We start from the raw sequence: 24,831 nt of genomic DNA, 5'->3' as shown, positions 1-24,831 counted from the left end.
AGAACCGGAGAAAGAGACGGAATCTTCCGACATTTCGCCACGCGCCCAATGCCTGCCCTCCGGCCCTGACTGCAAATAGCGCGCAAGGAACCGTAACTTTGACGTCGGAGCATTTGCCTGCTCCTTACATACGGCTGTCAAAGTGCTGGGCCCTGCATTAGAAACGGCATATGAGACGCTTAAACACCACCCCAGATGCCGCAGGCCTGTTTGCATGACCAGAATGCCCGTTCCTATAAAGACCGAGTTGCCCGAACTTCCCGTCAGTGCCGTTCTCGGCGATATCGCCGAGGCTCTGGCGGGGGCGAAGCGCGCAGTTCTTTCTGCTCCACCGGGCGCGGGTAAAACGACGCTCGTGCCGCTTCATCTTTTGCAGCAGGACTGGCGGGGTGACGGCAAGATCATTCTTCTCGAGCCCCGCCGGCTTGCCGCCCGTGCCGCAGCCGGGCGCATGGCCGAACTGCTTCATGAGGATGTCGGGCAAACCGTCGGCTATCGTATGCGGCTCGACAATCGCGTCTCCTCGAAAACCCGGATAGAAGTGGTGACCGAAGGCGTGTTTGCCCGGATGGTCCTGGACGATCCTGAACTTCGCGGCGTTTCGACGGTGATTTTCGACGAGTTTCACGAACGTTCGCTCGACGGCGATTTCGGACTGGCGCTTGCGCTCGATGTGCAGGGTGGGTTGCGGGACGATCTGCGTATCCTCGTCATGTCCGCCACTCTCGATGTCGAACGCATCAGCACGCTGATGGCAGGCGCCCCGGTCATTCAGAGCCTTGGGCGGACGTTTCCAATCGAGGTTCGTTATGAGGATCGTTGGCAGGGCGTGCCGATTGAAGAGAAAGTCACCAAGGCGATCACTGAGGCCCATGGGTCGGAAACCGGCTCCATCCTCGCCTTTCTACCGGGACAGGCGGAAATTACCCGAACGGCCACGCGGCTGGAGGGACGTTTTCCCGCAGATACGGATATCATCCCGCTTTACGGCAACCTTTCGCAGAAGGAGCAGGATGCGGCGATAAAGCCGGCGCCGGCTGGACGGCGCAAGATCGTGCTGGCCACCTCAATCGCAGAGACCTCGATTACCATCGATGGCGTGCGTGTGGTGATCGACAGCGGATTGCAGCGACTACCTGTCTTCGAGCCGGCAACTGGAATCACGAGACTGGAGACAGTGCGGGTGTCGCGCGCTTCCGCCGACCAGCGGGCGGGTCGCGCCGGGCGAACGGAACCCGGTGTTGCGATCCGCCTGTGGCATCCGGGGCAGACTGCGGCGCTCAACGCCTTTACGCCACCGCAAATTCTGGCGAGCGATCTTGCCGGCCTTGCGCTCGATCTCGCCCATTGGGGTGTTCAGGATCCCTCTTCTCTTGCCTTTCTGGATATGCCCCCCGAAGCCGCACTTAAAGAATCGGTCGCGCTTCTCAAAAATCTGGGCGCGCTCGACAAAGGCGGAGCGCTGACGCAGCGCGGCCATCTGATGCGCGGCCTTTCATTGCCGCCACGGCTGGCGGCCATGGCGATTGCGGCGGCAAGCGAAGGCGCGGGGAAAAAGGCGGCGATGCTCGCCGTCATGCTGACGGAACAGGGGCTCGGCGGAAACGATATCGATCTCGATGAACGGCTGCGGCGCTTTCTTTCCGACAGGAGCGAAAGGGCGCAGGCGGCGCGCAAGCTGGCATCGAGGCTGTTCGACGCGATCGGTGACAAGACGGCGGCAACCGAGTTGCCGAGTGAGGCCGGGCCGCTGCTGCTGCATGCCTATCCGGACAGAATCGCGCTTCAGCGTGGCGCGCGGGGACGTTATGTGATGGCCAACGGGCGTGGCGCAGAGCTTGCCGAGACAGAACGGCTGGCGGCGAGCAAAATGCTGGTGGTAGCGGATATTACGGGGCGAGCGGCGCAGCCGCGCATCCTTGCGGCGGCAGGCATAGAGAGGACCGATATAGAAGAGCGGATGCCGCACCTCATCGTTCAGCAGGACCAGCTGCTTTTCGACAAGGCGAGCGGCCAGGCGCGCGCGCGAAAGGTGACGCGGCTTGGCGCCATCATCCTCGATGAGACACCCCTGCCCCGTCCGGAGGGTGAACAGGCCGCACAGGCGCTCGCCAATGGCGTTCGGGAATTCGGCATCGGCATTCTTCCTTTTTCGAAAGAGACGCTGCAGTTGCGCGACAGGATCGGCTTTCTGAACGCCAGTATCGGGGAGCCCTGGCCGGATGTCAGCGACGAGGCGTTGCTCTCCAAGCTGGACGAATGGTTCGTCCCTTTTCAGAACGGTGCGCGCAGCCTGCATGACATCCGGCCCGGCAGCCTCTCCGAAGGGATCCAGTCTCTGGTGCCGCATGAGGTAGCGCGCGATCTCGCCAAGTTGGCGCCGACGCATTTCGAAGCACCGACGGGCCAGCGGCATCCCATCCGTTACGACGCCAGCGAACCGACGCTTTCCATTCGCGTGCAGGAACTTTTCGGGCTGAGAGCCCACCCGTCCATTGCGCAGGGGCGGTTGCCGCTATTGCTGGAATTGACCTCCCCGGCGCACAGGCCGATACAGACGACACGCGATCTTCCCGGCTTCTGGGCGGGATCCTGGAAGGATGTGCGGGCGGATATGCGCGGGCGCTATCCACGGCATCCATGGCCGGAGGACCCGGCATCGGCCCTGCCGACCAGCCGTGCAAAACCGCGCGGGACGTGACGATGATGAACAGGGCAAAGGAGATGACGGTGGCTGGCCATTCTATCGAAACCACGAGGCTCGGCCGCGCCAGCCGCAGGATAAGGCTGCAGACCATCGTCTGGCTGCGCTGGCTGGCGGTTGCGGGACAGACGGCAACGATCCTGCTTGTCGCCTTCGGGCTCAATTTCCCCCTGCCGCTTCTGGCCTGCGGCCTTCTGATCGCGGCACTCGCTCTTGCAAATCTGTTTCTTACCGCCCGTTTTCCCTCCACCTATCGTCTGGAGCCCTGGGAAGCGACATTGCTGCTGGCCTTCGACCTGCTGCAATTGACGGCGCTCATTTACATCACCGGCGGACTTTCCAATCCCTTCGCGCCGCTGATCTGCGTGCAGGTCATCATTGCCTTTGCCTCCCAGCCGCTGCGGCATTCGCTCATTCTCCTCGGCTTTGCCGTCATCTGCTCGACCGCGATCGCTTTTTCGCCCTTTCCGGTTCCGTGGTATCCAGGCGAGGTTTTGCCGATCCAGCTTCTGCTGCATGTCGGCACCTGGGTCGCGATCATCGCCACAACCTCTTTCGCGGCCTTTTACGCCTATCGCGTTTCACATGAGGCCAATCAGCTGGCGGATGCGCTGGCTGCAACCGAGCTGGTGCTGGAGCGGGAAAAACATCTCTCGCAGCTGGATGGGCTCGCGGCGGCAGCGGCGCATGAGCTTGGCACGCCGCTCGCGACCATCAGTGTCGTCGCGAAGGAGATGGAGCGGGAACTCGGAAACGACGAAAAATTCGGCGAAGATATAGCCCTGCTGCGCAGCCAGAGCGAAAGATGCCGTGACATTCTGCGCCGCCTCACCTCGCTTTCCGCCGACAATGAGGAGCACATGCGCCGCCTGCCGCTCTCCTCGCTGATCGAGGAAGTGATGGCGCCGCACCGGGAATTCGGCATCCGCCTCGAACTCATTGAAAAGAACAATCGCGCCGACGAGCCGGTCGGTATCCGCAATGCCGGTATCATCTACGGTCTTGGCAACCTCATTGAAAACGGCGTGGATTATGCGCGGGAAAAGGTGACCGTGACGGTGGATTACGATCAGCAGAACGTCGCCGTCATCATTGAAGACGATGGGCCGGGATATGCCCATGACGTGCTTGCCCGTATCGGCGAGCCCTATGTGACCGAACGTCACAATGACACACGGGCGGGCGGGCTCGGGCTCGGGCTTTTCATCGCCAAGACCCTGCTGGAGCGCTCCGGCGCCACCGTGATCTTTGAAAATCGTGGTGCGAGCGGAACCGGAGCGCGGGTCACAATCGTCTGGCCTCGGGCGCTTATGGACGATAAAAGAAGCCGTTGACTTTACCATCCACGTTGAAGCGGCGATAAGAAGAAGAAAACCAAGCCGACGAAGTTGCCGGAAGGCCGGAAACATGAAGACAGAAGACCAGAACAACTCCACCAGCGCGCCAACGGACGATGTCGACCCGATCGGACCCGACAGATCGTTGCTGATCGTCGATGATGACGGCCCGTTTCTGCGCCGGCTTGCCCGGGCGATGGAAACACGCGGCTTTACCGTCGACACCGCCGAGACGGTCAGCGATGGTATTGCCCGCTCCAGAGCTGCACCGCCGAAATATGCGGTTGTCGATCTGAGGCTTGCGGATGGCAACGGTCTGGAAGTGATCGAGGCCATCAGGCAGAACCGGGACGATACGCAGATCGTCGTTCTGACCGGCTACGGCAATATCGCAACCGCCGTCACCGCCGTGAAGCTTGGAGCGCTGGATTATCTGGCCAAGCCCGCCGATGCGGACGATGTGTTCAATGCGCTGACGCAGCGCAAGGGCGAAAAGACCGAAGTCCCCGAAAACCCGATGTCGGCAGACCGGGTTCGGTGGGAGCATATTCAGCGTGTCTATGAAATGTGCGAGCGCAACGTTTCGGAAACCGCCCGCCGGCTGAACATGCACCGGCGAACGCTGCAGCGCATTCTCGCCAAGCGCGCACCCAAATAACCGACGTCATTCTCCGAAGCTGCGCCCGGTCGTCCATTCAGCCAGCATCAGCCGGGTTGCGGCGGTTCGCGAGAAATCCAGCATCACCGACTTGCGGGTCGCCGGCGGCAATTTGTGCTCCGGCGCATCGCGCAGCATGTGGGCACCATAGCCATCCGACAGGATCAGCCCGCATTCCTCGGGGAATATGTCGGTCGGGACTTCCGGATGGGTGGCGAAGAACAGCCGGTCGCAATGCAGGCGGTATTCCGGCCATTTACGATCGACACGGAAATCCTCGATGGAGGATTTGATTTCAATGATCCAGATCTCACCCTTGACCGACAGGCTGATGAGATCTGCCCGTCGCCCGCTGGCAAGGGGCAGTTCGGGCAGCACCGAATGGCGCATTTCGTGCAAAAGCACCTGAACGCCGCGGCGCACAAGCATCGCTTTGTCCGACTGGCGACCGTCTATTAACGGATTATTGTTGGTAACGGAAAGAATAGTCATGGATAAAGGCTGCTGAAGCGTTTGGCCTATTGTTGCAAAAAGGCAATCAACCGGCATTTTTAAATGCGCGACCGTTTCGCGGCGGCGCAACGGCTTGCCAAGAGCGGCTGAATGGAAAATAACCGATTTATCCAATTAAGCCTACTCTTTCGCACAATTTGGCGAATTTTCCGCGAGAACGACATGCGCATCCGTACCCCATTGACCGCACTCGGTCTGACGGCAGCACTGGCTCTGGCCGGCTGCGCCGAAACTACCTCCCAATCCTCCGCTCCGACCTCCGGCAAGATCGCAGCGTCAGTCCCGGTTGCTGACCCCGTTCCGGCAAAGGTCGAAACGGTCCAGATCTTCAACGATGTCTACGGTCCCGTAACCGATGCGGGCTATGCGCTGCCGGCCATTCCGATCAATCGTGTGAATGAGAAGTACCGCCGTCAGATCGTCGAATTCCAGACATCCGAACGCGCCGGCACCATCATCGTCAATACGCGTGAGCGTTACCTCTATTACATCCTCTCCGGCAACCGCGCGGTTCGCTACGGCATCGGCGTCGGCAAGGCGGGTTTCGCCTGGGCCGGTGAGGCCTATGTCGCCTGGAAGCAGGAATGGCCGATGTGGCATCCGCCGAAAGAAATGGCGGACCGTAAGCCGGAAGTCGCCAAATATGTCGAGGCTGGCATGGGTCCGGGTCTTACCAACCCGCTCGGCGCGCGCGCCATGTATCTCTTCAATGAAAAGGGACAGGACACGCTGTTCCGCATCCATGGTTCGCCCGAATGGGCCTCGATCGGCACCGCCGCCTCTTCCGGCTGCATCCGCATGATCAACCAGGACGTCATCGACCTTTACAGCCGCGTTCGTCCCGGCCGCAGCACCAAGGTCATCGTGATCCAGTAAAGATCACATACCAGACAAGAAAAAGCCGCCGTGGATTTCCCCGGCGGCTTTTTTGTTTCTCAGGACTGCTGACGGCTTCAGGCCGCCTGCTTGGCCTTCAGTTCCAGACGACGGCGGTGCAGAACCGGCTCGGTGTAGCCGTTCGGCTGTTCGCGGCCCTTCAGCACCAGTTCGACAGCCGCCTGAAATGCCACCGAGCCATCGAAATCGGATGCCATCGGCAGATAGGCCGGATCGCCGGCATTCTGCGCATCGACCACGGCTGCCATGCGCTTCATGGTCTCGACGATCTGCCCCTCTGTCACCACGCCATGGCGCAGCCAGTTCGCCATATGCTGCGCGGAGATGCGCAGCGTGGCGCGGTCTTCCATCAGCCCGATATTGTTGATATCCGGCACCTTGGAGCAACCAACGCCCTGATCGACCCAGCGCACGACGTATCCGAGAATGCCCTGCGCGTTGTTGTCGAGTTCGCGCTGGATTTCTTCCGGCGTCCAGTTGGGACGCGGCGCGACCGGCACCGACAGAATATCGGAAAGCTTCGCACGGCCGCGGCTTTTCAAACCTTCCTGAACGGCAGCGACATCGACCTTGTGATAATGCGTGGCATGCAGCGTCGCCGCCGTCGGCGACGGCACCCAGGCGGTGTTGGCGCCGGCCTTCGGATGCGCGATCTTCTGCTCCAGCATCGCGGCCATCAGGTCCGGCATGGCCCACATGCCCTTGCCGATCTGCGCATGGCCGGAAAGGCCGCATTCGAGGCCGATATCGACGTTCCAGTTCTCGTAAGCCGCGATCCATGCCGCCTGCTTCATGTCGCCCTTGCGGATCATCGGACCCGCTTCCATCGAGGTGTGGATTTCGTCGCCGGTACGGTCGAGGAAACCCGTATTGATGAAGACGACGCGATCCTTCGCCGCGCGAATACTTTCCTTGAGGTTGACCGTGGTGCGGCGCTCCTCATCCATGATGCCCATCTTCATGGTGTTGGGCGCCATGCCGACAAGCTTTTCGACCCGGCTGAAGATTTCGTTGGCGAAGGCCACTTCCTCCGGCCCGTGCATCTTCGGCTTGACGACATACATGGAGCCGGCGCGGGAATTCTGACGCCGCCCGGATGGACCGACATCATAGAGGGCGATCAACGCCGTGACGACGGCGTCCATGATGCCCTCGGGCACCTCCCGACCGTCCCTGTCGAAGATCGCCGGATTGGTCATAAGATGACCGACATTGCGCACCAGCATCAGGGAACGGCCGGGCAGTGTGAGCGCAGAACCGCTGAGAGCGGTATAATAACGATCCGGGTTGAGGCTGCGGGTGAAGGTCTTGCCGCCCTTGGAGACTTCTTCGGTCAGGTCGCCGCGCATCAAGCCAAGCCAGTTGCCATAAACCAGCACCTTGTCTTCGGCATCGACGGCGGCAACCGAATCCTCACAATCCATGATGGTCGTGAGCGCGGATTCGAGAATGACATCGGAGATTCCCGCCTTGTCACCCTTGCCGATTTCGGTCGTGAGATCGATGACGATTTCGGTGTGCAAACCATTCTTGCCGAGCAGGATCGTTGCAGGCTTTGCCGCTTCGCCGCTGAAACCCTCAAACTGGGCTGCATCCTTGAGACCAGTCCTGGCGTCGCCGATAGCAAGCTGCAACAGGCCATCCTCGATCCTGAAACCGGTCACCTCGGACCAGCTTCCCGTTTCCAGCGGCGCGGATTCATCGAGGAAGTTTCGCGCCCAGGCAATGACCTTTTCACCGCGCTTCGGATTGTACCCCCTGCCCTTCTCCGCACCGTCGGCGTCAGAAATAGCATCCGTGCCGTAAAGCGCGTCGTAGAGCGAACCCCAGCGGGCATTGGCCGCATTCAGCGCATAACGCGCATTCATGACCGGGACGACGAGCTGCGGGCCGGCGACGGCGGCGATTTCCGGGTCGACATTGCTGGTTTCCACCTGGAAGCCGGGACCTTCCGGCAGCAGATAGCCGATTTCCTTCAGAAAGCCCTCATAGGCGTCAAAATCCGCCGGCGCGCCATTCTGCCGATACCAGCCATCCAGCTTTTCCTGCAGGGCGTCACGCTTTGCCAGCAATTCGCGGTTCTTCGGAGAAAGCTCGTGAACAATGGTCGAAAAACCTTCGAAGAACGCCTCGCTGTCCAGACCCGTGCCGGGCAGGACGTCGTCAGTCAAAAAGGCATAAAGCCTGTCATCGATGGAAAGACCGAATTTATTCGTGCGGCTCACATGCGCCTCCTCTATTCTGAAGGCACAGATTGGACGCGGAGACGGCCGCTCGTCAATTGCGGCGGACAGCCAAATATTATTTCCATTTTGGAAACAATGCGAGTGATAGTCGCCTTTTTCTACAAAAGCGCCTGCAGATCCTTGATCCGGTCATTCACCAGCCAGCCGTAATAATTTTCCTCCGGCAACAGGGGCTGCTCCCCGCCTGCGGCTCGCTGGCGGTTCTTCTGGGCAAGAGCGGCAGCACGCTGCTGCGATCCGCCGACATTATAAAGCGTCGAGGTCACACCCGGATTTTTCGAAATATCCATGTCGGCAATAGATCTATAGTCGTCGATAGACTTGCGGATGGACGCCGCCATGAAAGCGAGCGACCGATCAGGATCCATGATGGCGGTGTAGACGGCGGTGGCGTCGTTCTCATCCAGCTTCTCATAGCCCGAAGTTCTGGACACCATGTCGGACAACATCAGCGCGGTCAGCGGGTTGATCTGGCCGAGGCCGAAGGTCTGGCCGGCATAGAAGGGCTGGAAAAACACGGCGCTGAAACGGTTGTTCGGGTAGGCGACACCATCGACCGTCTTGCCGCGGAAACTGTCTTCCCAGACATCTTCCCGACAGTTCCAGAGGCTGTATGAATCCCTCTTCGACTGGCATTTGGCAAATTGCGAATGGGTCAGGAACTGCGCAATGGTTTCGTCCTTGTAGCCGAAACGGAAGCTGTTGCCCGCGTAAGAAGCCGCCTTGACGTAATAGGACTGCAGCCGGTCATAGGCGTCGACATTATAAGTGTGTTCGCCAACGATCGCGCCGATCATATGGATCGGATCGATGCCGTAGCGCCCGGCCGTCGACTTGATCTTGGCGATCAGCGCCTTGTCGGAGGACAAAAGATCGATGACCTTCTGGTACTTGCGCTCGAAAGAGGTGTTGGACGCCTTTGTTCTTTTTGCGGAAGCGCCGGGAACGCCGGGCTGTTCGGCATTGCGATTGCCTGGCGGAACGACCGTCGCGGCTTCGACGTAAGAAGACGCGGTGACGGTGAACGTCAAAGCAGCGGCAAATGCCAGAAGAGTTTTGCGCACGAGCGAATGCCTTTTCTCAAGCCTGCGGCTTCCGCCAGCGAAAGGTGCTGGGAAAACCGGATCATTCCACTAAAGCGGTTCCAACCGGAATGCAGCCCTTCCCATAAACAAAATGCGGGCTGAATGCGAGACAAGGCGGATAAAATAAAAGAGTGCGGCAAATATGGCCGCACTCTTCTTTCTCGTATCCCTGAAATCTTCAGAGAATATAGCGGGACAAATCCGTATCGGCGGCGAGATCGCCGACATGTTTGCGGACATATTCCTGATCGATCTTGACGGCGGAACCGCCGCGATCCGGCGCATTGAAGGAAATTTCGTCCAGAACACGCTCCATCACCGTCTGCAGGCGGCGGGCACCGATATTCTCAACCGAGGAGTTGAGATGAACCGCCACATCGGCCAGAGCATCGATTGCATCGTCGGTGAAATCGAGATCCAGTTCTTCCGTCGCCATCAGCGCCTTATACTGGCGAATGAGGCTTGCTTCCGTCTCCGTCAGGATGCGGCGGAAATCCTCCTTGGTCAGCGGCTTCAGCTCGACGCGGATCGGCAGACGGCCCTGAAGCTCCGGCAGAAGATCCGACGGCTTCGCAACATGGAAGGCGCCCGATGCAATGAAGAGGACGTGGTCGGTTTTGACCGGTCCATATTTCGTCGAAACCGTCGTGCCTTCGACAAGCGGTAGCAAATCGCGCTGCACGCCTTCGCGCGAGACGCCGGCACCCATGCCGCCGTCGCGGGCGGCGATCTTGTCAATTTCGTCGAGGAAGACGATGCCGTCATTTTCGACCGACTTCACCGCCTCGCGCTGGATCATTTCATTGTCGAGCAGCTTGTCGGATTCATCGCGGATCAGATCGGCATAGGATTTCGATACCGTCGTGCGCACCTTCTTGGTGCGTCCGCCCATGGCCTTGCCGAACATTTCCGACAGATTGAGAACGCCGATATTGGCGCCCGGCATGCCGGGAATTTCGAAACCGGGCATGCCCGATCCGCTATCCGCCACTTCGATATCGATTTCCTTGTCGTCCAGTTCGCCGTCGCGCAGCTTCTTGCGGAAGCTTTCGCGCGTGCCGGGCGAGGCGGTTGCGCCAACCAGCGCATCGAGCACCCGCTCCTCGGCGCTCTGGTGCGCCTTGGCCTGTACTTCGGCGCGCTTCTTTTCACGCACGAGGCCGATACCGATCTCGACCAGATCGCGAATGATCTGCTCGACATCGCGGCCGACATAACCGACTTCGGTGAACTTGGTCGCCTCGACCTTGATGAAGGGCGCGCCGGCCAGCTTCGCGAGGCGGCGGGAAATCTCCGTCTTGCCGACACCGGTCGGCCCGATCATGAGAATGTTTTTCGGCATGACTTCGTCGCGCAGACTCTCATCGAGCTGCTGGCGGCGCCAGCGGTTACGCAGCGCAATCGCGACCGCACGTTTGGCCTCATGCTGGCCGATGATGAAGCGGTCGAGTTCCGAGACGATTTCCCGGGGAGAAAAAGTGGTCATTCTATCCTCTCGGCTTTCCTGTTCCGGCCGGCCATTCCGGCCCGGCCCACAGGACCCTTGGGTGAGAAATGGGGGTGAGAAAACTGGCTTATTCGGCGTCGAGCGTTTCGACGACGAGATTGTGGTTGGTATAAACGCAGATATCGGCGGCAATATCGAGCGACTGGCGCGCCACCTCTTCAGCCGATTTGTCCGTATCCATCATGGCGCGGGCAGCCGCAAAGGCGTAGTTGCCGCCGGAACCAATGGCGATCGCGCCATGCTCGGGCTCCAGCACATCGCCATTTCCGGTGATGGCGAGCGTTGTGGATTTATCGGCCACCAGCATCATGGCTTCGAGATTGCGCAGATATTTATCCGTGCGCCAGTCCTTCGCAAGCTCTACGGCGGCGCGCATGAGCTGGCCCGGATATTGCTCGAGTTTCTTTTCAAGACGGTCAAGCAGCGTAAAAGCATCCGCTGTTGCACCGGCAAAACCGGCAATCACTTCACCCTTGCCGATGCGGCGAACCTTGCGGGCATTGCCCTTCATGACGGTCTGGCCAAGGCTTACCTGACCGTCGCCAGCCATGACGACCTTGCCGCCCTTTCTGACTGTAATAATTGTTGTCATCAAACACCTGTCTGCCCTGCCGGGCCTGCGGTTAACGGGCCGGGATGCGGCCCTTCTCGGGTTCTATGTAAGTTTGCTTTTTGCGATTGCAATCTTCGAGGCGACGCACCGTTTTGAGCATGTCAGGCAAGACGATGGAACAACTGGATATTTGTGTCCCGTGCTGATAAGGAACGGCAACATTTTCACGGAGCGGCCAAAATGGCAGAACGTAAAGGCGAGATTATCCGCAAGACCAACGAAACCTCGGTTTCGGTGCGCGTGGATATCGACGGCACCGGCAAATCGAAAATTTCCACCGGCGTGGGATTTTTCGACCATATGCTGGACCAGCTCAGCCGCCATTCGCTGATCGACATGGAAATCGAAGTTCAGGGCGACCTGCATATCGATGACCACCACACCGTGGAAGATACCGGCATCGCCATCGGCCAGGCCATTGCCAGGGCGCTGGGCGACCGGCGCGGCATTACCCGTTATGCCTCGCTCGATCTTGCCATGGACGAGACGATGACCAAGGCCGCCGTCGATATCTCCGGCCGGCCTTTCCTCGTCTGGAACGTCAATTTTTCCGCGCCGAAGATCGGCACCTTCGATACCGAACTGGTGCGCGAATTCTTCCAGGCGCTGGCGCAGAATGCCGGCATCACACTGCATATCCTGAACCATTACGGCGCCAACAACCATCATATCGCCGAAACATGCTTCAAGGCCGTTGCCCGCGTTCTTCGCACGGCAACCGAGATCGACCCCCGGCAGGCAGGCCGCGTTCCCTCCACGAAGGGCATGCTGGCCTGACGCCAAAGCTGTCAGGAAGCCCATGACAAGCTATCTCGTTCTGGAAGCCCCCAACGGGCCGGACAGGGACCACAAGACGACCCGCTTCATCGCAGACCGTTTCGTCTGGCTGGCTCTCATTGCGCCCTGGCTATGGCTCGCGATCAACCGGCTGTGGCTGGCAACGGCTATCGTTGTCATAGCGCTTCTTCTGGCTGGGCAGGTCTCGATATTAGCCGGATTCGAACCGATCGGCATTCTCTGCGGTTTCGCCATCGGGCTCATCACGGCGCTGGAGGGACGCGATTTTCTCGTCCGGCACCTGATCCGTAAGGGTTGGACGCTGACATCCGTCGTTTCCGCCCCTGATCTTTCGAGCGCCGAAGACATATATTTCTCCGGTCTCTCCGAAAACACCGAGATGGCGGAAGAGCTGTCCCAGCCGGTCTGGACCCCTTCGCCGCAAAAGAGCGGCAACAAAAACTTCGTCAACGATCCCGCCGGATCGTTTCTTTTCGACTTGAATGGAAGGCGCTGACATGCGTGTCGCGATCATCGACTACGGTTCGGGCAACCTGCGTTCGGCCACAAAAGCTTTCGAGCGTGCCGCCCGCGAAGCCGGCATCAATGCAACCATCGACCTGACCGACAAGCCGGATCATGTCGCCTCGGCGGACCGCATCGTGCTGCCGGGCGTCGGCGCCTATGCGGATTGCCGCGCCGGTCTCGACGCTGTTCCCGGCATGCATGACGCACTCATCGAAGCCGTGGAGAAAAAGGCCCATCCCTTTCTTGGTATCTGCGTCGGCATGCAGCTCATGTCCTCGCGCGGGCTGGAAAAGACGGTCAGCACCGGGCTCGGCTGGATCGAAGGCGACGTCGTGGAAATGACGCCGTCCGATCCGAGCCTGAAGATTCCGCAGATCGGCTGGAACACGCTGGAAATCCGCCACGCCCATCCGTTGTTCGACGGTATCAAGACCGGCGCGGACGGGTTGCACGCCTATTTCGTGCATTCCTATCACCTGGCCGCCAAGCACTCGACGGATGTCATCGCCACCACCAATTACGGTGGCGCGATGACGGCTTTCGTCGGCCGCGACAATATGGCGGGTGCGCAATTCCACCCGGAAAAGAGCCAGACGCTCGGCCTTGCCCTGATTTCCAATTTCCTGCGCTGGAAGCCCTGACATGATTCTTTTTCCCGCAATCGACCTTAAAGACGGCCAGTGCGTTCGCCTGAAACTCGGCGATATGGAGCAGGCCACCGTTTATAACGAGGACCCCGGCGCACAGGCCAAGGCCTTCGAAGACCAAGGCTTCGAATGGCTGCATGTCGTTGATCTCAACGGCGCCTTTGCCGGCCAGACGGTCAATGGCGAGGCGGTCGACGCCATTCTGAAAGCGACGAAAAATCCGGTACAGCTCGGCGGCGGCATCCGCACGCTCGATCATATCGAAGCGTGGCTGAGCCGCGGGCTTGCGCGCGTCATTCTCGGCACTGTGGCGGTGCGCGATCCGGTTCTGGTTCTTGAAGCCTGCAAGCGTTTCCCCGGTCAGGTCGCCGTCGGCATCGATGCCAAGGGTGGCAAGGTCGCTGTTGAGGGCTGGGCGGAAGCGTCCGAACTCGGCGTCATCGAACTAGCCAAGCGCTTCGAAGGTGCCGGTGTCGCGGCCATCATCTACACAGATATCGATCGCGACGGCATTCTGGCCGGCATCAACTGGGCTTCGACGCTGGAACTGGCGGATGCTGTTTCCATCCCGGTCATCGCCTCCGGCGGACTCGCCTCCATCGACGACATCAAGCGCATGTTGCAGCCGGATGCGTCAAAGCTCGAGGGCGCGATTTCCGGCCGCGCGCTTTACGACGGCCGCATCGACCCCGCCGAGGCGCTTGCCCTTATCAAGGCTGCAAAGGAGGTAAACGCATGACCCTCAAAGCCCGCGTTATTCCCTGCCTCGATGTGAAAGACGGCCGTGTCGTCAAGGGCGTGAACTTCGTCGACCTGATCGACGCCGGCGACCCGGTCGAGGCAGCGAAAGCCTATGATGCGGCGGGAGCGGACGAACTCTGCTTCCTCGACATTACCGCCTCTTCGGATAATCGCGACACGATCTTCGATGTCGTCTCGCGTACCGCCGATCATTGCTTCATGCCGCTGACCGTCGGTGGCGGGGTTCGCAGCGTCGCGGATATTCGCAAGCTGCTCCTTTGCGGTGCGGACAAGGTCTCGATCAATTCCGCAGCCGTCAAGGATCCGGATTTCGTGGCGCAGGCGGCCGACAAGTTCGGCAACCAGTGCATCGTCGTTTCCATCGACGCCAAGCGGGTTTCGAAGGATGGAGAAGAAGGCCGCTGGGAAATCTTCACCCATGGCGGACGCCAGCCGACGGGTATCGACGCCGTGGAATTCGCCATCAAGATGGTCGAACGCGGCGCCGGCGAATTGCTCGTTACCTCGATGGATCGCGACGGCACCAAGAGCGGATACGATATCGGCCTGACACGCAGCATCGCCGATCAGGTTCGCGTGCCCGTCATAGCCTCCGGCGGCGTCGGCACGCTGGACGATCTGGTGGCGGGCGTTCGTGATGGTCACGCGACTGCGGTGCTTGCCGCCTCCATCTTCCACTTCGGCACCTATTCGATCGGGCAAGCCAAGACCTATATGGCCGAGCACGGCATCGCCATGCGTCTCGACTGATTGCAGGAACTTCCCATGAGCGCATTTTCCCTTTCCGATCTGGAACGCATCGTCGCGACCCGTGCCGCTGCCTCTCCTGACGAATCCTGGACGGCCAAGCTGGTTGCTGCCGGCCAGGAACGCGCGGCCAAAAAACTCGGTGAAGAGGCAGTGGAGGCCGTCATCGCGGCCATCGCGAAAGACCGTGACGGGCTGAAGAACGAGGCCGCCGACCTGCTTTACCATCTGCTGGTGGTACTGAAGATCGCCGACATTCCATTGAGCGACGTTTTTGCCGAACTGGAACGCCGGACGGGGCAGACTGGCCTTGCGGAAAAGGCGGCGAGGCCGACATCATGAATGTCGAGGCAGGCAGCGGGGAGAGAGGCATGCCGAGCACACTCGATCATTTCCGGCCGGATGAATATTCGCCCTACCACTTCTTCAGTTCGGAAGAATGGTCGAAGTTTCGTGCCGATACGCCGCTGACGCTTTCTGCCGACGAGGTCAAACGTCTGCGCTCGCTGGACGACCCGATCGATCTGGATGAAGTGCGGCGCATCTACCTGTCGCTCTCGCGCCTCCTGTCATCGCATGTAGAGGCATCGCAGCTGCTGTTCGAACAGCGCAACCGCTTTCTCAACATGGCGGATGTCAACAAGACGCCTTTCGTTATCGGCATTGCCGGCTCCGTGGCGGTTGGAAAATCGACGACGGCGCGTATCCTGAAGGAACTTCTGGCCCGTTGGCCCTCCAGCCCCAAGGTCGATCTCATTACGACAGACGGATTTCTTTATCCGAATGAGGTTCTGCGGCGCGAGAATCTGATGGAGCGCAAGGGCTTTCCCGAAAGCTACGATATCGGCGCGCTCCTGCGTTTCCTGTCGGCGATCAAGGCGGGCCAGCCGAATGTGAAGGCGCCGCGTTATTCGCACCTGACCTACGACGTTCTGCCGAACGAGTTCACTGTCATCGACCAGCCGGATATTCTCATCTTCGAAGGCATCAACGTGCTGCAATCACGCGACCTGCCGGCAGGCGGGCGGATCGTGCCGATCGTTTCCGACTTCTTCGATTTCTCGATCTATATCGACGCCGACGAGGGTCTCATTCACAACTGGTATGTGAACCGGTTCATGAATCTGAGAAAAACCGCCTTCCGCGATCCCAATTCGTTCTTCAACCGTTATGCCTCGATCAGTGAAGAAGCGGCGTTGAGCATTGCCGAAGGGCTGTGGCAGAACATCAACCTGAAGAACCTGCGGCAGAACATCGTGCCGACGCGCCCGCGCGCCGATCTTATTCTTCGCAAGGGCAAGAACCACCTGATCGACACGGTAGCGCTTCGCAAGCTGTGAAGATGCCGCGCGTGGCGGCACCTTCGGCGGTTAAAACCCGTTATGACGCAAGGTCAGGAATACGCAGAACCTGGCCGGGGTAAATCTTGTCGGGGTGGGTCAGCATCGGCTTGTTGGCTTCGAAGATGATGTTGTTCTTCGCGCCATTGGCCTTGCCGTACTGGGCTTCCGCAATCTTCCAGAGATTGTCGCCCTTCTTGACCGTGTAGAAGACGGGTTCTTTCGCCGGCGCCTCAGTCACTTTCAGCTCACCGGCCTCGACCTTGGAAATGCCGAGCGTATTGCCGACCGCGATGACCGCCTTTTCAAAAACCGACTGATCAGCCACTTCGCCCTTCAGAACAACCTTGTCATCCACCACCTCGACCTGAACCTTGTCCGTGCCGAGATCGTGGGAAGCGAGTTCCTTCTTGACCGCTTCGACATCCGGGGCATCATCGCCGCCGATACCGAGCTTCTTTCCCGCTTCCTTGATGAAATTGAACAGACCCATAGCACCCTCCTTGGTTGTAGGGAGGCTTACCAGACGATATTTGAAGCTCTATGACAAGGGCGAAACATTTGGCCCCTATTCGCCCGAGGGCTTGCCGCGCATTTTCTTGATATCGGAGCGACCGGACTTCGCCTTGAGGCGGCGCTCGACGGAGCCCTTGGTTGGCTTGGTGGCCTTGCGCACCGGCGGCGGAGGGGCGGCAGCTTCGAGGATCAGTTCCTTCAGCCTTTCGCGCGCGTCTTCGCGATTGCGCTCCTGGCTGCGAAACCGGCTTGCCTCGATCATCAGCACGCCGTCTTTCGAAACGCGCCTGCCACCAAGGCGCAGTGCATTGGTCTTTACCCGATCCGGAAGGGAGGGTGAACTGGCAATGTCGAAAAACAGCTGAACCGCCGTCGAGACCTTGTTGACGTTCTGGCCGCCCGGCCCGCCGGCCAGCACGAATTGCTCCGTCAGCTCCCAGCCGGCGATGGTGATACGGTTGCTGATGTAAAGCGGGTCGCTGGCCATGATCTTTCTCCGCGCCGGTGATGCCATAGATCGGCAGGAATGGAAACAGCAGGCCAAACGAAAGAACCCGGCACAAGGCCGGGTCCCCTCCTCCTCATAAATGAGGCTTCATTCATTCAGCCGCGAGCAAAAGGCCCGGTGCGGCGTCGCGAACCTTACTGTCGACGTGGTCTTCGAACTTGGTGAAGTTGGTGACGAACATCGACACCAGCTTCTTCGCCTGCGCGTCATAGGCTGCGCCATCGGCCCAGGTCGAACGCGGATCGAGGATCGCACTGTCGACGCCATCAAGCGACAGCGGTACGGCGAAACCGAAATTCGCGTCGGTGCGGAATTCCGCATTCTTCAGGTCGCCGGTCAGTGCGGCGGTCAAAAGCGCGCGGGTCGCCTTGATGGGCATGCGCTTGCCGATGCCGTAAGCACCGCCGGTCCAGCCGGTATTGACCAGCCAGCAATCCACACCATGCTTGCCTATCAGTTCGCGCAGCAGGTTGCCGTATTCCGCCGGGTGGCGCGGCATGAAGGGTGCGCCGAAGCAGGTGGAGAAGGTCGCTTCCGGCTCGGTCACGCCCTTTTCCGTGCCGGCAACCTTTGCGGTATAACCGGAGAGGAAGTGGTACATGGCCTGTTCCGGCGTCAGCCGGGCAATCGGCGGCAGCACGCCAAAGGCATCCGCCGTCAGCATGATGATCGTCTTCGGATGGCCGGCAATGCCCGTTTCCGATGCATTCGGAATGAAGTGCAGCGGATAGGCGCTGCGGGTGTTTTCCGTCAGCGAGTTGTCGTTGAAATCAGGGACGCGGTTTTCGTCCAGCACGACGTTCTCAAGAACCGTGCCGAAACGGCGGGTCGCGGCGTAGATTTCCGGCTCGGCTTCGGCCGAAAGCTTGATCGCCTTGGCATAGCAGCCGCCTTCGAAATTGAAGATACCGTGCTCGCCCCAGCCATGTTCGTCATCGCCGATCAGCGTGCGCGAAGGATCGGCAGACAGCGTGGTCTTGCCGGTGCCGGAGAGGCCGAAGAACACGGCGGAATCACCCTGCGGACCGACATTGGCGGAGCAATGCATGGGCATGACGCCCTTGGCCGGCAGCAGGTAGTTCAGTACCGTGAAGACCGACTTCTTGTTTTCGCCGGCATAGGACGTGCCGCCGATGAGAACGAGGCCGTTGGTCAGATCGCAGGCGATGACGGTTTCCGAACGGACACCGTGACGGGCCGGATCGGCCTTGAAGCTTGGCAGGTTGATGATGGTGAGCTTCTGCTTGAAGCCAGCCAGTTTCTCCCGCTTCGGACGGATCAGCAGATTGCGGATGAACAGCGAATGCCAGGCAAGTTCGGTGACGACGCGTGTCGGCAGAGCATTTTCCTCATCGGCGCCGCCGATCAGGTCCTGCACGTAAAGCGTCTTGCCGGCGGCATGGGCCAGCATGTCCTGACGCAGCAGCTCGAAATTTTCCGGCGAAAGCGGCTTGTTGTTGTCCCACCAGATGGTGTTCTCGGTGGACGCGTCGCGGACGACGAATTTGTCCTTCGGAGAACGGCCCGTGTGCTGGCCGGTGACGGCGCGCAGCGCGCCATCGATGGTCAGTTCGGCCTCGCCATTGCGGATCGCCTCTTCGTATAATTCGCTCTCGTTGAGGTTATAAAAGACGCGGGAGGCCTCGCCCAGTCCGAGTTCCGCAACTCCATTGGCAGGATTATGAACCCCAAGCTCGTTCATGACGCGTTCCTTGTTAATGACGATAAGGACGTTGAAATTTCCTCGGAAAATACGTGGCAGCTTTTAGAAACGCAAGAGCCGCACTTTAAAAAACTTAGCAATTTCAATATATTAATCGATTTAAAAGATTTTATTTCTTTTTAAATCGGTTGAAGACGCATTAAAATCCAGCTGCGGCCTTTTCGCAAAATCCGCTCCCGCCTGACCGGCGATTTCGGAGCGAGTTTTCCTTTGCCACAATTTGTTCCACCTTTATACTCATGAGAGTGGCTCGCGGCGCACAACCTTGGCTGGGTGAATGTCGGGAGTTACGAGAAAATGACGATGGAGACCAACTACATGCAGACGATCGCGCTTGTCGACGACGACCGGAATATTCTGACTTCGGTATCGATCGCGCTCGAAGCCGAAGGCTACCGGGTCGAAACGTATACGGACGGCGCTTCCGCGCTTGACGGGCTGATCGCCCGTCCGCCGCAGCTCGCCATTTTCGATATTAAGATGCCACGCATGGACGGCATGGAGCTTTTGCGGCGCCTTCGCCAGAAGTCGGACCTGCCGGTCATCTTCCTCACCTCCAAGGATGAAGAGATCGACGAGTTGTTCGGCCTTAAGATGGGTGCGGACGACTTCATCACGAAACCCTTCTCGCAGCGCCTTCTGGTGGAACGCGTCAAGGCCATCCTGCGCCGCGCCAGCAGCCGTGAGGCGTCCGCCGCAACCGGCAGCGTGCTGAAGCCGACCGCCGATCAGCAAGCGCGCACGCTGGAGCGCGGGCAGCTCGCCATGGACCAGGAACGCCACACCTGCACCTGGAAGGGTGAGCCGGTGACGCTGACGGTCACCGAATTCCTCATCCTGCATTCGCTGGCGCAGCGGCCGGGCGTGGTGAAAAGCCGCGACGCGCTGATGGATGCCGCCTATGACGAACAGGTCTATGTGGACGACCGCACCATCGACAGCCACATCAAGCGTCTTCGCAAGAAGTTCAAACTGGTCGATGGCGACTTCGATATGATTGAAACGCTTTATGGCGTAGGATATCGCTTCCGCGAAGCGGCTTGAAGAAGCCGACTCGCGCAGAAGGGACCACCCGATATGGGGGGGGTGAGGACTTGAATACGTGTTGAAGAAAACGCCGGAAACCGTCTCGGACAGCGACGATGCCGAAGAACGCGGCAGCGAACGCCGCCATCGTATCCATCCGCTGACGATCATCCGGCGCATTTTCGGCAATGCGGTGTTTTCCAGCCTCACGCGCCGCATCCTTTTTTTCAACGTCGCGGCGACGGTGGTTCTGGTCGGCGGCATTCTCTATCTCAACCAGTTCCGCGAAGGGCTGATCGATGCGCGCGTGGAAAGCCTGCTGACGCAGGGCGAGATCATCGCCGGTGCGGTCTCGGCTTCCGCCTCCGTCGATACCAATTCGATCACCATCAATCCGGAAAAGCTGCTCGAATTGCAGGCGGGGCAGAGCATTACCCCCGCCCCCAATGACGAGGACTTGAGTTTCCCGATCAATCCGGAACGGGTGGCGCCGGTGCTGCGGCGGCTGATTTCGCCGACACGTACCCGCGCACGGTTGTTCGATGCCGACGCCAACCTGCTGCTCGATTCCCGTCATCTTTATTCGCGCGGCCAGGTGCTGCGCTTCGATCTGCCGCCGGTGACGCCGGAGACGCAGACCTGGGGCGACTGGTTCACCAGCATGTTCAACCGCATGCTGCAACCGAGCAGCCTGCCGCAATATAAGGAAGCGCCTGGCGGCGACGGCTCGATCTATCCGGAAGTGATGAATGCATTGACGGGCGTGCGCGGCGCGGTGGTGCGCGTCACCGAAAAGGGCGAGCTGATCGTTTCAGTCGCCGTGCCGGTGCAGCGCTTCCGGGCTGTGCTTGGCGTTCTGCTGCTCTCCACGCAAGCGGGCGATATCGACAAGATCGTGCATGCGGAGCGCCTGGCCATCATGCGTGTCTTCGGCATCGCCACGCTGGTCAATATCGTGCTGTCGCTGCTCCTGTCCTCGACCATCGCCACGCCGCTGCGGCGGCTTTCGGCGGCCGCAATCCGCGTGCGCCGCGGGGCGAGAACCCGCGAGGAAATACCGGATTTCTCGGCGCGTCAGGATGAGATCGGCAATCTTTCGATTGCGCTGCGTGAAATGACGACGGCGCTTTACGACCGTATCGACGCCATCGAAAGCTTCGCCGCCGATGTCAGCCATGAACTCAAGAACCCGCTGACCTCGCTGCGCAGCGCCGTGGAGACCCTGCCGCGCGCCAAGACCGAAGAGTCGAAACAGCGCCTGACCGAAATCATCTTCCACGATGTGCGCCGTCTCGACCGCCTGATCAGCGACATTTCGGATGCCTCGCGACTCGACGCGGAACTCGCGCGCGCCGACGCCTCGCCGCTCGATCTCGATGTGCTGATGAAGGGGCTGGTGGACATATCCCGCCAGATAAGCACCAAGAAGAAAAGCGTGACGATCGACTATGTCGTTGACCGGAAGGCGGGTGCGAAAACATCATTCGTGGTGAATGGCCACGACCTGCGTATCGGCCAGATCGTCACCAACCTCATCGAGAATGCGCGCTCCTTCGTTGCCGAGGAAAGCGGTCGCATCACCGTGCGCCTTTCCCGTCACAAGGATCGCTGCATCGTGCAGGTGGAAGACAACGGGCCCGGCATTCAGGCCGAAGACATCGACCGGATTTTCGAGCGCTTCTACACCGACCGGCCGGCGAGCGAAGGGTTCGGACAGAATTCCGGCCTTGGCCTTTCGATCAGCCGCCAGATCGCCGAAGCCCATGGCGGCAGTCTGCGGGCGGAAAACGTGGTCGACAAATATGGCGTGATTTCCGGCGCGCGCTTCACCCTGTCGCTGCCGGCGGCCGAAACCCATGAACGCTGAACGCTTCAACCTGCACGCCACCGCCATCACCGTTCAAGACACCGGCATCCTTTTCGTCGGACCGTCGGGCAGCGGCAAAAGCGAGCTTGCCTTCAGTTTCCTGACGGAGGCGGAACGCTGCGGATTGCCGGCGGCGCTGATCGCGGACGATCAGATTTTCGTGTATCGCGATGGCGACAACATCATTGCCGAGCGGCCGGACGCAATCGCCGGTCTGCTGGAATTGCGCGGCAGCGGCATTGTTTCCGTCAAAAGCGTTGCACGCGCTCCACTACATTTTGCGGTCACGACAATTCTTTCAGGGACGAATCCAAGACTTCCCGAAGATGACGAGGTGTTTTCCCTACCCTGCGGCGGGCATATCAGACTTCTGCGCATTCCGCTTTCCAGTCTTACGCCCTATGGAAAATTTGCTGCACTTGCTCAGAATCTTTTTGAAACGAATGTGAAGTGACGATGATTCGGGCGATTTTAGGCTTGCGATTCGCATTTTCCTCATCAAGATGAAATCCCACCGATGGACAGGATTGCCGCGTTGCGATAGTCGGCAATGAGAGTGCGTGTGCAAGGGAGCATTTCATGATCGGACTAGTGCTTGTCACCCATGGCAAGCTGGCTGAGGAGTTTCGCCATGCGTTGGAGCATGTCGTCGGTCCCCAGAAATTGATCGAGACGGTCTGTATCGGTCCCGAAGACGACATGGATCAGCGCCGGCAGGATATCATCGACGCCGTTGCACGCGCCAATGACGGCAATGGCGTGATCATCCTGACGGACATGTTCGGCGGCACGCCTTCCAATCTCGCGATTTCCGTCATGAATAACGGCAATGTCGAAGTCATCGCAGGGGTCAATCTTCCCATGCTGATCAAGCTTGCCGGTGTTCGCAGCGAAGATAATATGGACAAGGCCCTTCAGGACGCATCCGATGCCGGCCGCAAATATATCAACGTCGCCAGCCGCGTTTTGAGCGGCAAGTGAGAAGTCAGCCCATGTCGCCATTCTCCCGGGAACTACCGATCATCAACAAACGCGGTCTTCACGCCCGGGCTTCTGCTAAATTCGTGCAGATGGTCGAAGGTTTTGACGCGACGATCACGGTTTCCAAGGATGGTATGACCGTTGGCGGCACCTCCATCATGGGCCTGATGATGCTGGCGGCAAGCCCCGGCTGCAGCGTTTATGTCGAGGCAAGCGGCAATCAGGCGAAAGAAGCGCTGGAAGCACTGGAGGCGCTGGTCGCCGACCGCTTCGGCGAAGAAGCCTGAGCCGGCACCATATAAAGACATAAAGACTTCTTTATATCATCATTGCCAGATCGTTCGTGGCCTGCTAAACCCCTGCTACGTTTAAGAGCCGGGCCGCAAGGCGCGGCGTTTCTGATCTGGAGAACTTCATGAGCCTTGAGAAGGACTACATCGTCGCCGATATCAACCTTGCCGCATTCGGCCGCAAGGAACTGGACATCGCCGAAACCGAAATGCCTGGCCTGATGTCCTGCCGCAAGGAATTCGGCGAGAGCAAGCCCCTGAAGGGTGCACGCATCACCGGTTCTCTTCACATGACGATCCAGACCGGCGTTCTGATCGAGACGCTCAAGGAACTCGGCGCGGATATCCGCTGGGCGTCCTGCAACATTTTCTCGACGCAGGATCATGCGGCGGCGGCCATTGCGGCAGCCGGCATCCCGGTATTCGCCGTCAAGGGTGAAACCCTGACGGAATATTGGGAATATACCGACAGGATCTTCCAGTGGGCCGATGGCGGCCTCTCCAACATGATCCTTGACGATGGCGGCGACGCCACCATGTACATCCTGCTCGGCGCACGCGCCGAAGCCGGTGAGGACGTTCTTTCCAATCCCGGTTCGGAAGAAGAGGAAATCCTCTTCGCGCAGATCAACAAGCGCCTCAAGGCTTCGCCCGGCTGGTTCACCAAGCAGCGCGACGCACTGAAGGGGGTTACCGAAGAAACGACGACCGGCGTTCACCGTCTTTACGACCTCAGCAAGAAAGGCCTGCTGCCCTTCCCGGCGATCAACGTCAATGACAGCGTCACCAAGTCGAAGTTCGACAACAAATACGGCTGCAAGGAATCGCTGGTGGACGGCATTCGCCGCGCAACCGACGTAATGATGGCCGGCAAGGTTGCCGTGGTCTGCGGTTACGGCGATGTGGGCAAGGGTTCGGCGGCATCGCTGCAGGGCGCCGGCGCCCGCGTGAAGGTCACCGAAATCGATCCGATCTGCGCGCTTCAGGCCGCCATGGACGGTTTCGAGGTCGTTCGTCTGGAGGACGTGGTTTCCTCCGCCGATATCTTCATCACCACCACCGGCAACAAGGACGTGATCCGCATCGAGCATATGCGCGAGATGAAGGACATGGCGATCGTCGGCAATATCGGCCACTTCGACAACGAGATTCAGGTCGCATCGCTGCGTAACCTGAAGTGGACGAACATCAAGCCGCAGGTCGACATGATCGAGTTCCCGAAGGGCAACCGCATCATTCTTCTGTCCGAAGGCCGCCTGCTGAACCTCGGCAACGCCACCGGTCACCCCTCCTTCGTCATGTCGGCCTCCTTCACCAACCAGGTGCTGGGCCAGATCGAGCTCTTCACCAAGCAGGGCGAATACAAGAACGAAGTTTACGTGCTTCCCAAGCACCTCGACGAGAAGGTTGCGCGCCTTCATCTTGAGAAGCTTGGTGTGCGCCTGACCGAACTTTCCGACCTTCAGGCAGATTATATCGGCATCTCGAAGGAAGGTCCGTTCAAGGCCGAACACTACAGATATTAATTTCATAGTTAATATCCACTGAAATTACACAAT

Annotated in this window: 25 protein-coding genes; 17 read left to right on the top strand and 8 right to left on the bottom strand. The window is 59.6% G+C overall.

What is annotated here, in order from left to right; all coding sequences use genetic code 11:
* The first annotated feature begins 214 nt into the window (after window positions 1-214).
* The 3 genes from hrpB to ACQZ5G_RS19500 all read left to right on the top strand — a co-directional run bounded on the left by hrpB (window position 215) and on the right by ACQZ5G_RS19500 (window position 4,699).
* The gene (gene hrpB / locus ACQZ5G_RS19510; protein ID WP_448738073.1) at window positions 215-2,701 is read left to right on the top strand and encodes an ATP-dependent helicase HrpB; all 2,487 of its coding nucleotides are present in this window, start codon (window positions 215-217) and stop codon (window positions 2,699-2,701) included.
* 29 nt (window positions 2,702-2,730) lie between these two features.
* Window positions 2,731-4,038, top strand: coding sequence for a two-component system sensor histidine kinase ActS (actS, locus tag ACQZ5G_RS19505; protein WP_448738082.1), 1,308 nt, complete (start codon window positions 2,731-2,733; stop codon window positions 4,036-4,038).
* 73 nt (window positions 4,039-4,111) lie between these two features.
* Window positions 4,112-4,699, top strand: coding sequence for an ActR/PrrA/RegA family redox response regulator transcription factor (locus tag ACQZ5G_RS19500; RefSeq protein WP_065656794.1), 588 nt, complete (start codon window positions 4,112-4,114; stop codon window positions 4,697-4,699).
* Window positions 4,700-4,705: 6 nt separating this feature from the next.
* Here the strand turns inward: ACQZ5G_RS19500 and ACQZ5G_RS19495 are convergent, their stop codons facing one another.
* Window positions 4,706-5,191, bottom strand: a complete 486-nt coding sequence (locus tag ACQZ5G_RS19495; RefSeq protein WP_004444350.1) for an MmcB family DNA repair protein — start codon at window positions 5,189-5,191, stop codon at window positions 4,706-4,708.
* A gap of 183 nt (window positions 5,192-5,374) precedes the next feature.
* Here ACQZ5G_RS19495 and ACQZ5G_RS19490 point away from each other — a divergent pair, with 183 nt between their 5' ends.
* On the top strand, window positions 5,375-6,088 hold the full coding sequence (locus ACQZ5G_RS19490; protein WP_003521204.1) for a L,D-transpeptidase: 714 nt from the start codon (window positions 5,375-5,377) through the stop codon (window positions 6,086-6,088).
* Between the two features lie 77 nt (window positions 6,089-6,165).
* On the opposite strand, the gene ACQZ5G_RS19485 is transcribed toward ACQZ5G_RS19490, so the two are convergent.
* The 4 genes from ACQZ5G_RS19485 to hslV form a co-directional block, all read right to left on the bottom strand.
* Window positions 6,166-8,334 (bottom strand): malate synthase G, encoded by a 2,169-nt coding sequence (locus ACQZ5G_RS19485; protein ID WP_448738072.1) that lies wholly within the window; start codon window positions 8,332-8,334, stop codon window positions 6,166-6,168.
* A gap of 119 nt (window positions 8,335-8,453) precedes the next feature.
* Entirely contained in the window at window positions 8,454-9,419 is a 966-nt protein-coding gene (locus tag ACQZ5G_RS19480) for a DUF1402 family protein (RefSeq protein ID WP_020808722.1), read from the bottom strand.
* A 199-nt stretch (window positions 9,420-9,618) separates the two neighbouring features.
* Window positions 9,619-10,926, bottom strand: coding sequence for an ATP-dependent protease ATPase subunit HslU (hslU, locus tag ACQZ5G_RS19475; RefSeq protein ID WP_003521199.1), 1,308 nt, complete (start codon window positions 10,924-10,926; stop codon window positions 9,619-9,621).
* An 88-nt stretch (window positions 10,927-11,014) separates the two neighbouring features.
* Window positions 11,015-11,539, bottom strand: coding sequence for an ATP-dependent protease subunit HslV (gene hslV / locus ACQZ5G_RS19470; protein WP_003521197.1), 525 nt, complete (start codon window positions 11,537-11,539; stop codon window positions 11,015-11,017).
* Window positions 11,540-11,740: 201 nt separating this feature from the next.
* On the opposite strand from hslV, the gene hisB reads away from it, so the two are divergent.
* From hisB to coaA, 7 genes are read left to right on the top strand one after another with little or no spacing between them, the layout of a single operon-like run.
* Window positions 11,741-12,337: an imidazoleglycerol-phosphate dehydratase HisB gene (gene hisB, locus ACQZ5G_RS19465; protein WP_003521196.1), complete on the top strand. Its 597-nt coding sequence runs from the start codon at window positions 11,741-11,743 to the stop codon at window positions 12,335-12,337.
* A gap of 22 nt (window positions 12,338-12,359) precedes the next feature.
* A complete protein-coding gene (locus ACQZ5G_RS19460; RefSeq protein ID WP_448738071.1) occupies window positions 12,360-12,854 on the top strand; it encodes a DUF2628 domain-containing protein in 495 nt (164 codons plus the stop codon).
* Window position 12,855: 1 nt separating this feature from the next.
* Entirely contained in the window at window positions 12,856-13,506 is a 651-nt protein-coding gene (gene hisH, locus ACQZ5G_RS19455; protein WP_003521194.1) for an imidazole glycerol phosphate synthase subunit HisH, read from the top strand.
* A gap of 1 nt (window position 13,507) precedes the next feature.
* Window positions 13,508-14,251, top strand: a complete 744-nt coding sequence (gene hisA, locus ACQZ5G_RS19450) for a 1-(5-phosphoribosyl)-5-[(5-phosphoribosylamino)methylideneamino]imidazole-4-carboxamide isomerase (RefSeq protein ID WP_448738070.1) — start codon at window positions 13,508-13,510, stop codon at window positions 14,249-14,251.
* Window positions 14,248-15,024, top strand: a complete 777-nt coding sequence (hisF, locus tag ACQZ5G_RS19445; RefSeq protein WP_142912865.1) for an imidazole glycerol phosphate synthase subunit HisF — start codon at window positions 14,248-14,250, stop codon at window positions 15,022-15,024. Before hisA ends, hisF begins: the two co-directional genes overlap by 4 nt.
* 15 nt (window positions 15,025-15,039) lie before the next feature.
* On the top strand, window positions 15,040-15,363 hold the full coding sequence (locus ACQZ5G_RS19440) for a phosphoribosyl-ATP diphosphatase (protein WP_065114463.1): 324 nt from the start codon (window positions 15,040-15,042) through the stop codon (window positions 15,361-15,363).
* Window positions 15,360-16,361, top strand: coding sequence for a type I pantothenate kinase (coaA, locus tag ACQZ5G_RS19435; protein ID WP_020808714.1), 1,002 nt, complete (start codon window positions 15,360-15,362; stop codon window positions 16,359-16,361). The genes ACQZ5G_RS19440 and coaA overlap by 4 nt, the downstream gene beginning before the upstream one ends.
* Window positions 16,362-16,401: 40 nt before the next feature.
* On the opposite strand, the gene lysM is transcribed toward coaA, so the two are convergent.
* From lysM to ACQZ5G_RS19420, 3 genes are all read right to left on the bottom strand, one after another.
* On the bottom strand, window positions 16,402-16,854 hold the full coding sequence (gene lysM / locus ACQZ5G_RS19430; protein ID WP_448738069.1) for a peptidoglycan-binding protein LysM: 453 nt from the start codon (window positions 16,852-16,854) through the stop codon (window positions 16,402-16,404).
* Window positions 16,855-16,929: 75 nt separating this feature from the next.
* Complete coding sequence (arfB, locus tag ACQZ5G_RS19425) at window positions 16,930-17,364, bottom strand: alternative ribosome rescue aminoacyl-tRNA hydrolase ArfB (RefSeq protein WP_137452555.1); 435 nt, start codon at window positions 17,362-17,364, stop codon at window positions 16,930-16,932.
* Window positions 17,365-17,476: 112 nt separating this feature from the next.
* Complete coding sequence (locus tag ACQZ5G_RS19420) at window positions 17,477-19,087, bottom strand: phosphoenolpyruvate carboxykinase (RefSeq protein ID WP_174057577.1); 1,611 nt, start codon at window positions 19,085-19,087, stop codon at window positions 17,477-17,479.
* 339 nt (window positions 19,088-19,426) lie between these two features.
* Here ACQZ5G_RS19420 and chvI point away from each other — a divergent pair, with 339 nt between their 5' ends.
* From chvI to ahcY, 6 genes are all read left to right on the top strand, one after another.
* Window positions 19,427-20,152, top strand: a complete 726-nt coding sequence (gene chvI, locus ACQZ5G_RS19415; RefSeq protein WP_003505377.1) for a two-component system response regulator ChvI — start codon at window positions 19,427-19,429, stop codon at window positions 20,150-20,152.
* 58 nt (window positions 20,153-20,210) lie between these two features.
* Entirely contained in the window at window positions 20,211-22,001 is a 1,791-nt protein-coding gene (gene chvG, locus ACQZ5G_RS19410; RefSeq protein WP_035264114.1) for a two-component system sensor histidine kinase ChvG, read from the top strand.
* Window positions 21,991-22,455, top strand: a complete 465-nt coding sequence (locus tag ACQZ5G_RS19405; protein WP_448738068.1) for an HPr kinase/phosphorylase — start codon at window positions 21,991-21,993, stop codon at window positions 22,453-22,455. Before chvG ends, ACQZ5G_RS19405 begins: the two co-directional genes overlap by 11 nt.
* A 125-nt stretch (window positions 22,456-22,580) precedes the next feature.
* A complete protein-coding gene (locus ACQZ5G_RS19400; protein WP_003505374.1) occupies window positions 22,581-22,982 on the top strand; it encodes a PTS sugar transporter subunit IIA in 402 nt (133 codons plus the stop codon).
* Window positions 22,983-22,993: 11 nt separating this feature from the next.
* Window positions 22,994-23,269, top strand: coding sequence for an HPr family phosphocarrier protein (locus tag ACQZ5G_RS19395; RefSeq protein WP_003521181.1), 276 nt, complete (start codon window positions 22,994-22,996; stop codon window positions 23,267-23,269).
* Between the two features lie 128 nt (window positions 23,270-23,397).
* Complete coding sequence (gene ahcY / locus ACQZ5G_RS19390; RefSeq protein ID WP_035264116.1) at window positions 23,398-24,798, top strand: adenosylhomocysteinase; 1,401 nt, start codon at window positions 23,398-23,400, stop codon at window positions 24,796-24,798.
* Window positions 24,799-24,831: the final 33 nt, after the last annotated feature.

The organism is Agrobacterium sp. 22-214-1 (assembly GCF_053522465.1).
This window is presented reverse-complemented; position numbering and strand designations above follow the sequence as displayed.

Coding starts and splice junctions, on each gene's coding strand:
- hrpB (WP_448738073.1), top strand. CDS start 215: ATGACCAGAATGCCCGTTCCTATAAAGACCGAGTTGCCCGAACTTCCC.
- ACQZ5G_RS19500 (WP_065656794.1), top strand. CDS start 4,112: ATGAAGACAGAAGACCAGAACAACTCCACCAGCGCGCCAACGGACGAT.
- ACQZ5G_RS19495 (WP_004444350.1), bottom strand. CDS start 5,191: ATGACTATTCTTTCCGTTACCAACAATAATCCGTTAATAGACGGTCGC.
- ACQZ5G_RS19490 (WP_003521204.1), top strand. CDS start 5,375: ATGCGCATCCGTACCCCATTGACCGCACTCGGTCTGACGGCAGCACTG.
- hslU (WP_003521199.1), bottom strand. CDS start 10,926: ATGACCACTTTTTCTCCCCGGGAAATCGTCTCGGAACTCGACCGCTTC.
- hslV (WP_003521197.1), bottom strand. CDS start 11,539: ATGACAACAATTATTACAGTCAGAAAGGGCGGCAAGGTCGTCATGGCT.
- hisB (WP_003521196.1), top strand. CDS start 11,741: ATGGCAGAACGTAAAGGCGAGATTATCCGCAAGACCAACGAAACCTCG.
- ACQZ5G_RS19460 (WP_448738071.1), top strand. CDS start 12,360: ATGACAAGCTATCTCGTTCTGGAAGCCCCCAACGGGCCGGACAGGGAC.
- hisH (WP_003521194.1), top strand. CDS start 12,856: ATGCGTGTCGCGATCATCGACTACGGTTCGGGCAACCTGCGTTCGGCC.
- hisA (WP_448738070.1), top strand. CDS start 13,508: ATGATTCTTTTTCCCGCAATCGACCTTAAAGACGGCCAGTGCGTTCGC.
- hisF (WP_142912865.1), top strand. CDS start 14,248: ATGACCCTCAAAGCCCGCGTTATTCCCTGCCTCGATGTGAAAGACGGC.
- ACQZ5G_RS19440 (WP_065114463.1), top strand. CDS start 15,040: ATGAGCGCATTTTCCCTTTCCGATCTGGAACGCATCGTCGCGACCCGT.
- coaA (WP_020808714.1), top strand. CDS start 15,360: ATGAATGTCGAGGCAGGCAGCGGGGAGAGAGGCATGCCGAGCACACTC.
- lysM (WP_448738069.1), bottom strand. CDS start 16,854: ATGGGTCTGTTCAATTTCATCAAGGAAGCGGGAAAGAAGCTCGGTATC.
- arfB (WP_137452555.1), bottom strand. CDS start 17,364: ATGGCCAGCGACCCGCTTTACATCAGCAACCGTATCACCATCGCCGGC.
- ACQZ5G_RS19420 (WP_174057577.1), bottom strand. CDS start 19,087: ATGAACGAGCTTGGGGTTCATAATCCTGCCAATGGAGTTGCGGAACTC.
- chvI (WP_003505377.1), top strand. CDS start 19,427: ATGCAGACGATCGCGCTTGTCGACGACGACCGGAATATTCTGACTTCG.
- ACQZ5G_RS19405 (WP_448738068.1), top strand. CDS start 21,991: ATGAACGCTGAACGCTTCAACCTGCACGCCACCGCCATCACCGTTCAA.
- ACQZ5G_RS19400 (WP_003505374.1), top strand. CDS start 22,581: ATGATCGGACTAGTGCTTGTCACCCATGGCAAGCTGGCTGAGGAGTTT.
- ACQZ5G_RS19395 (WP_003521181.1), top strand. CDS start 22,994: ATGTCGCCATTCTCCCGGGAACTACCGATCATCAACAAACGCGGTCTT.
- ahcY (WP_035264116.1), top strand. CDS start 23,398: ATGAGCCTTGAGAAGGACTACATCGTCGCCGATATCAACCTTGCCGCA.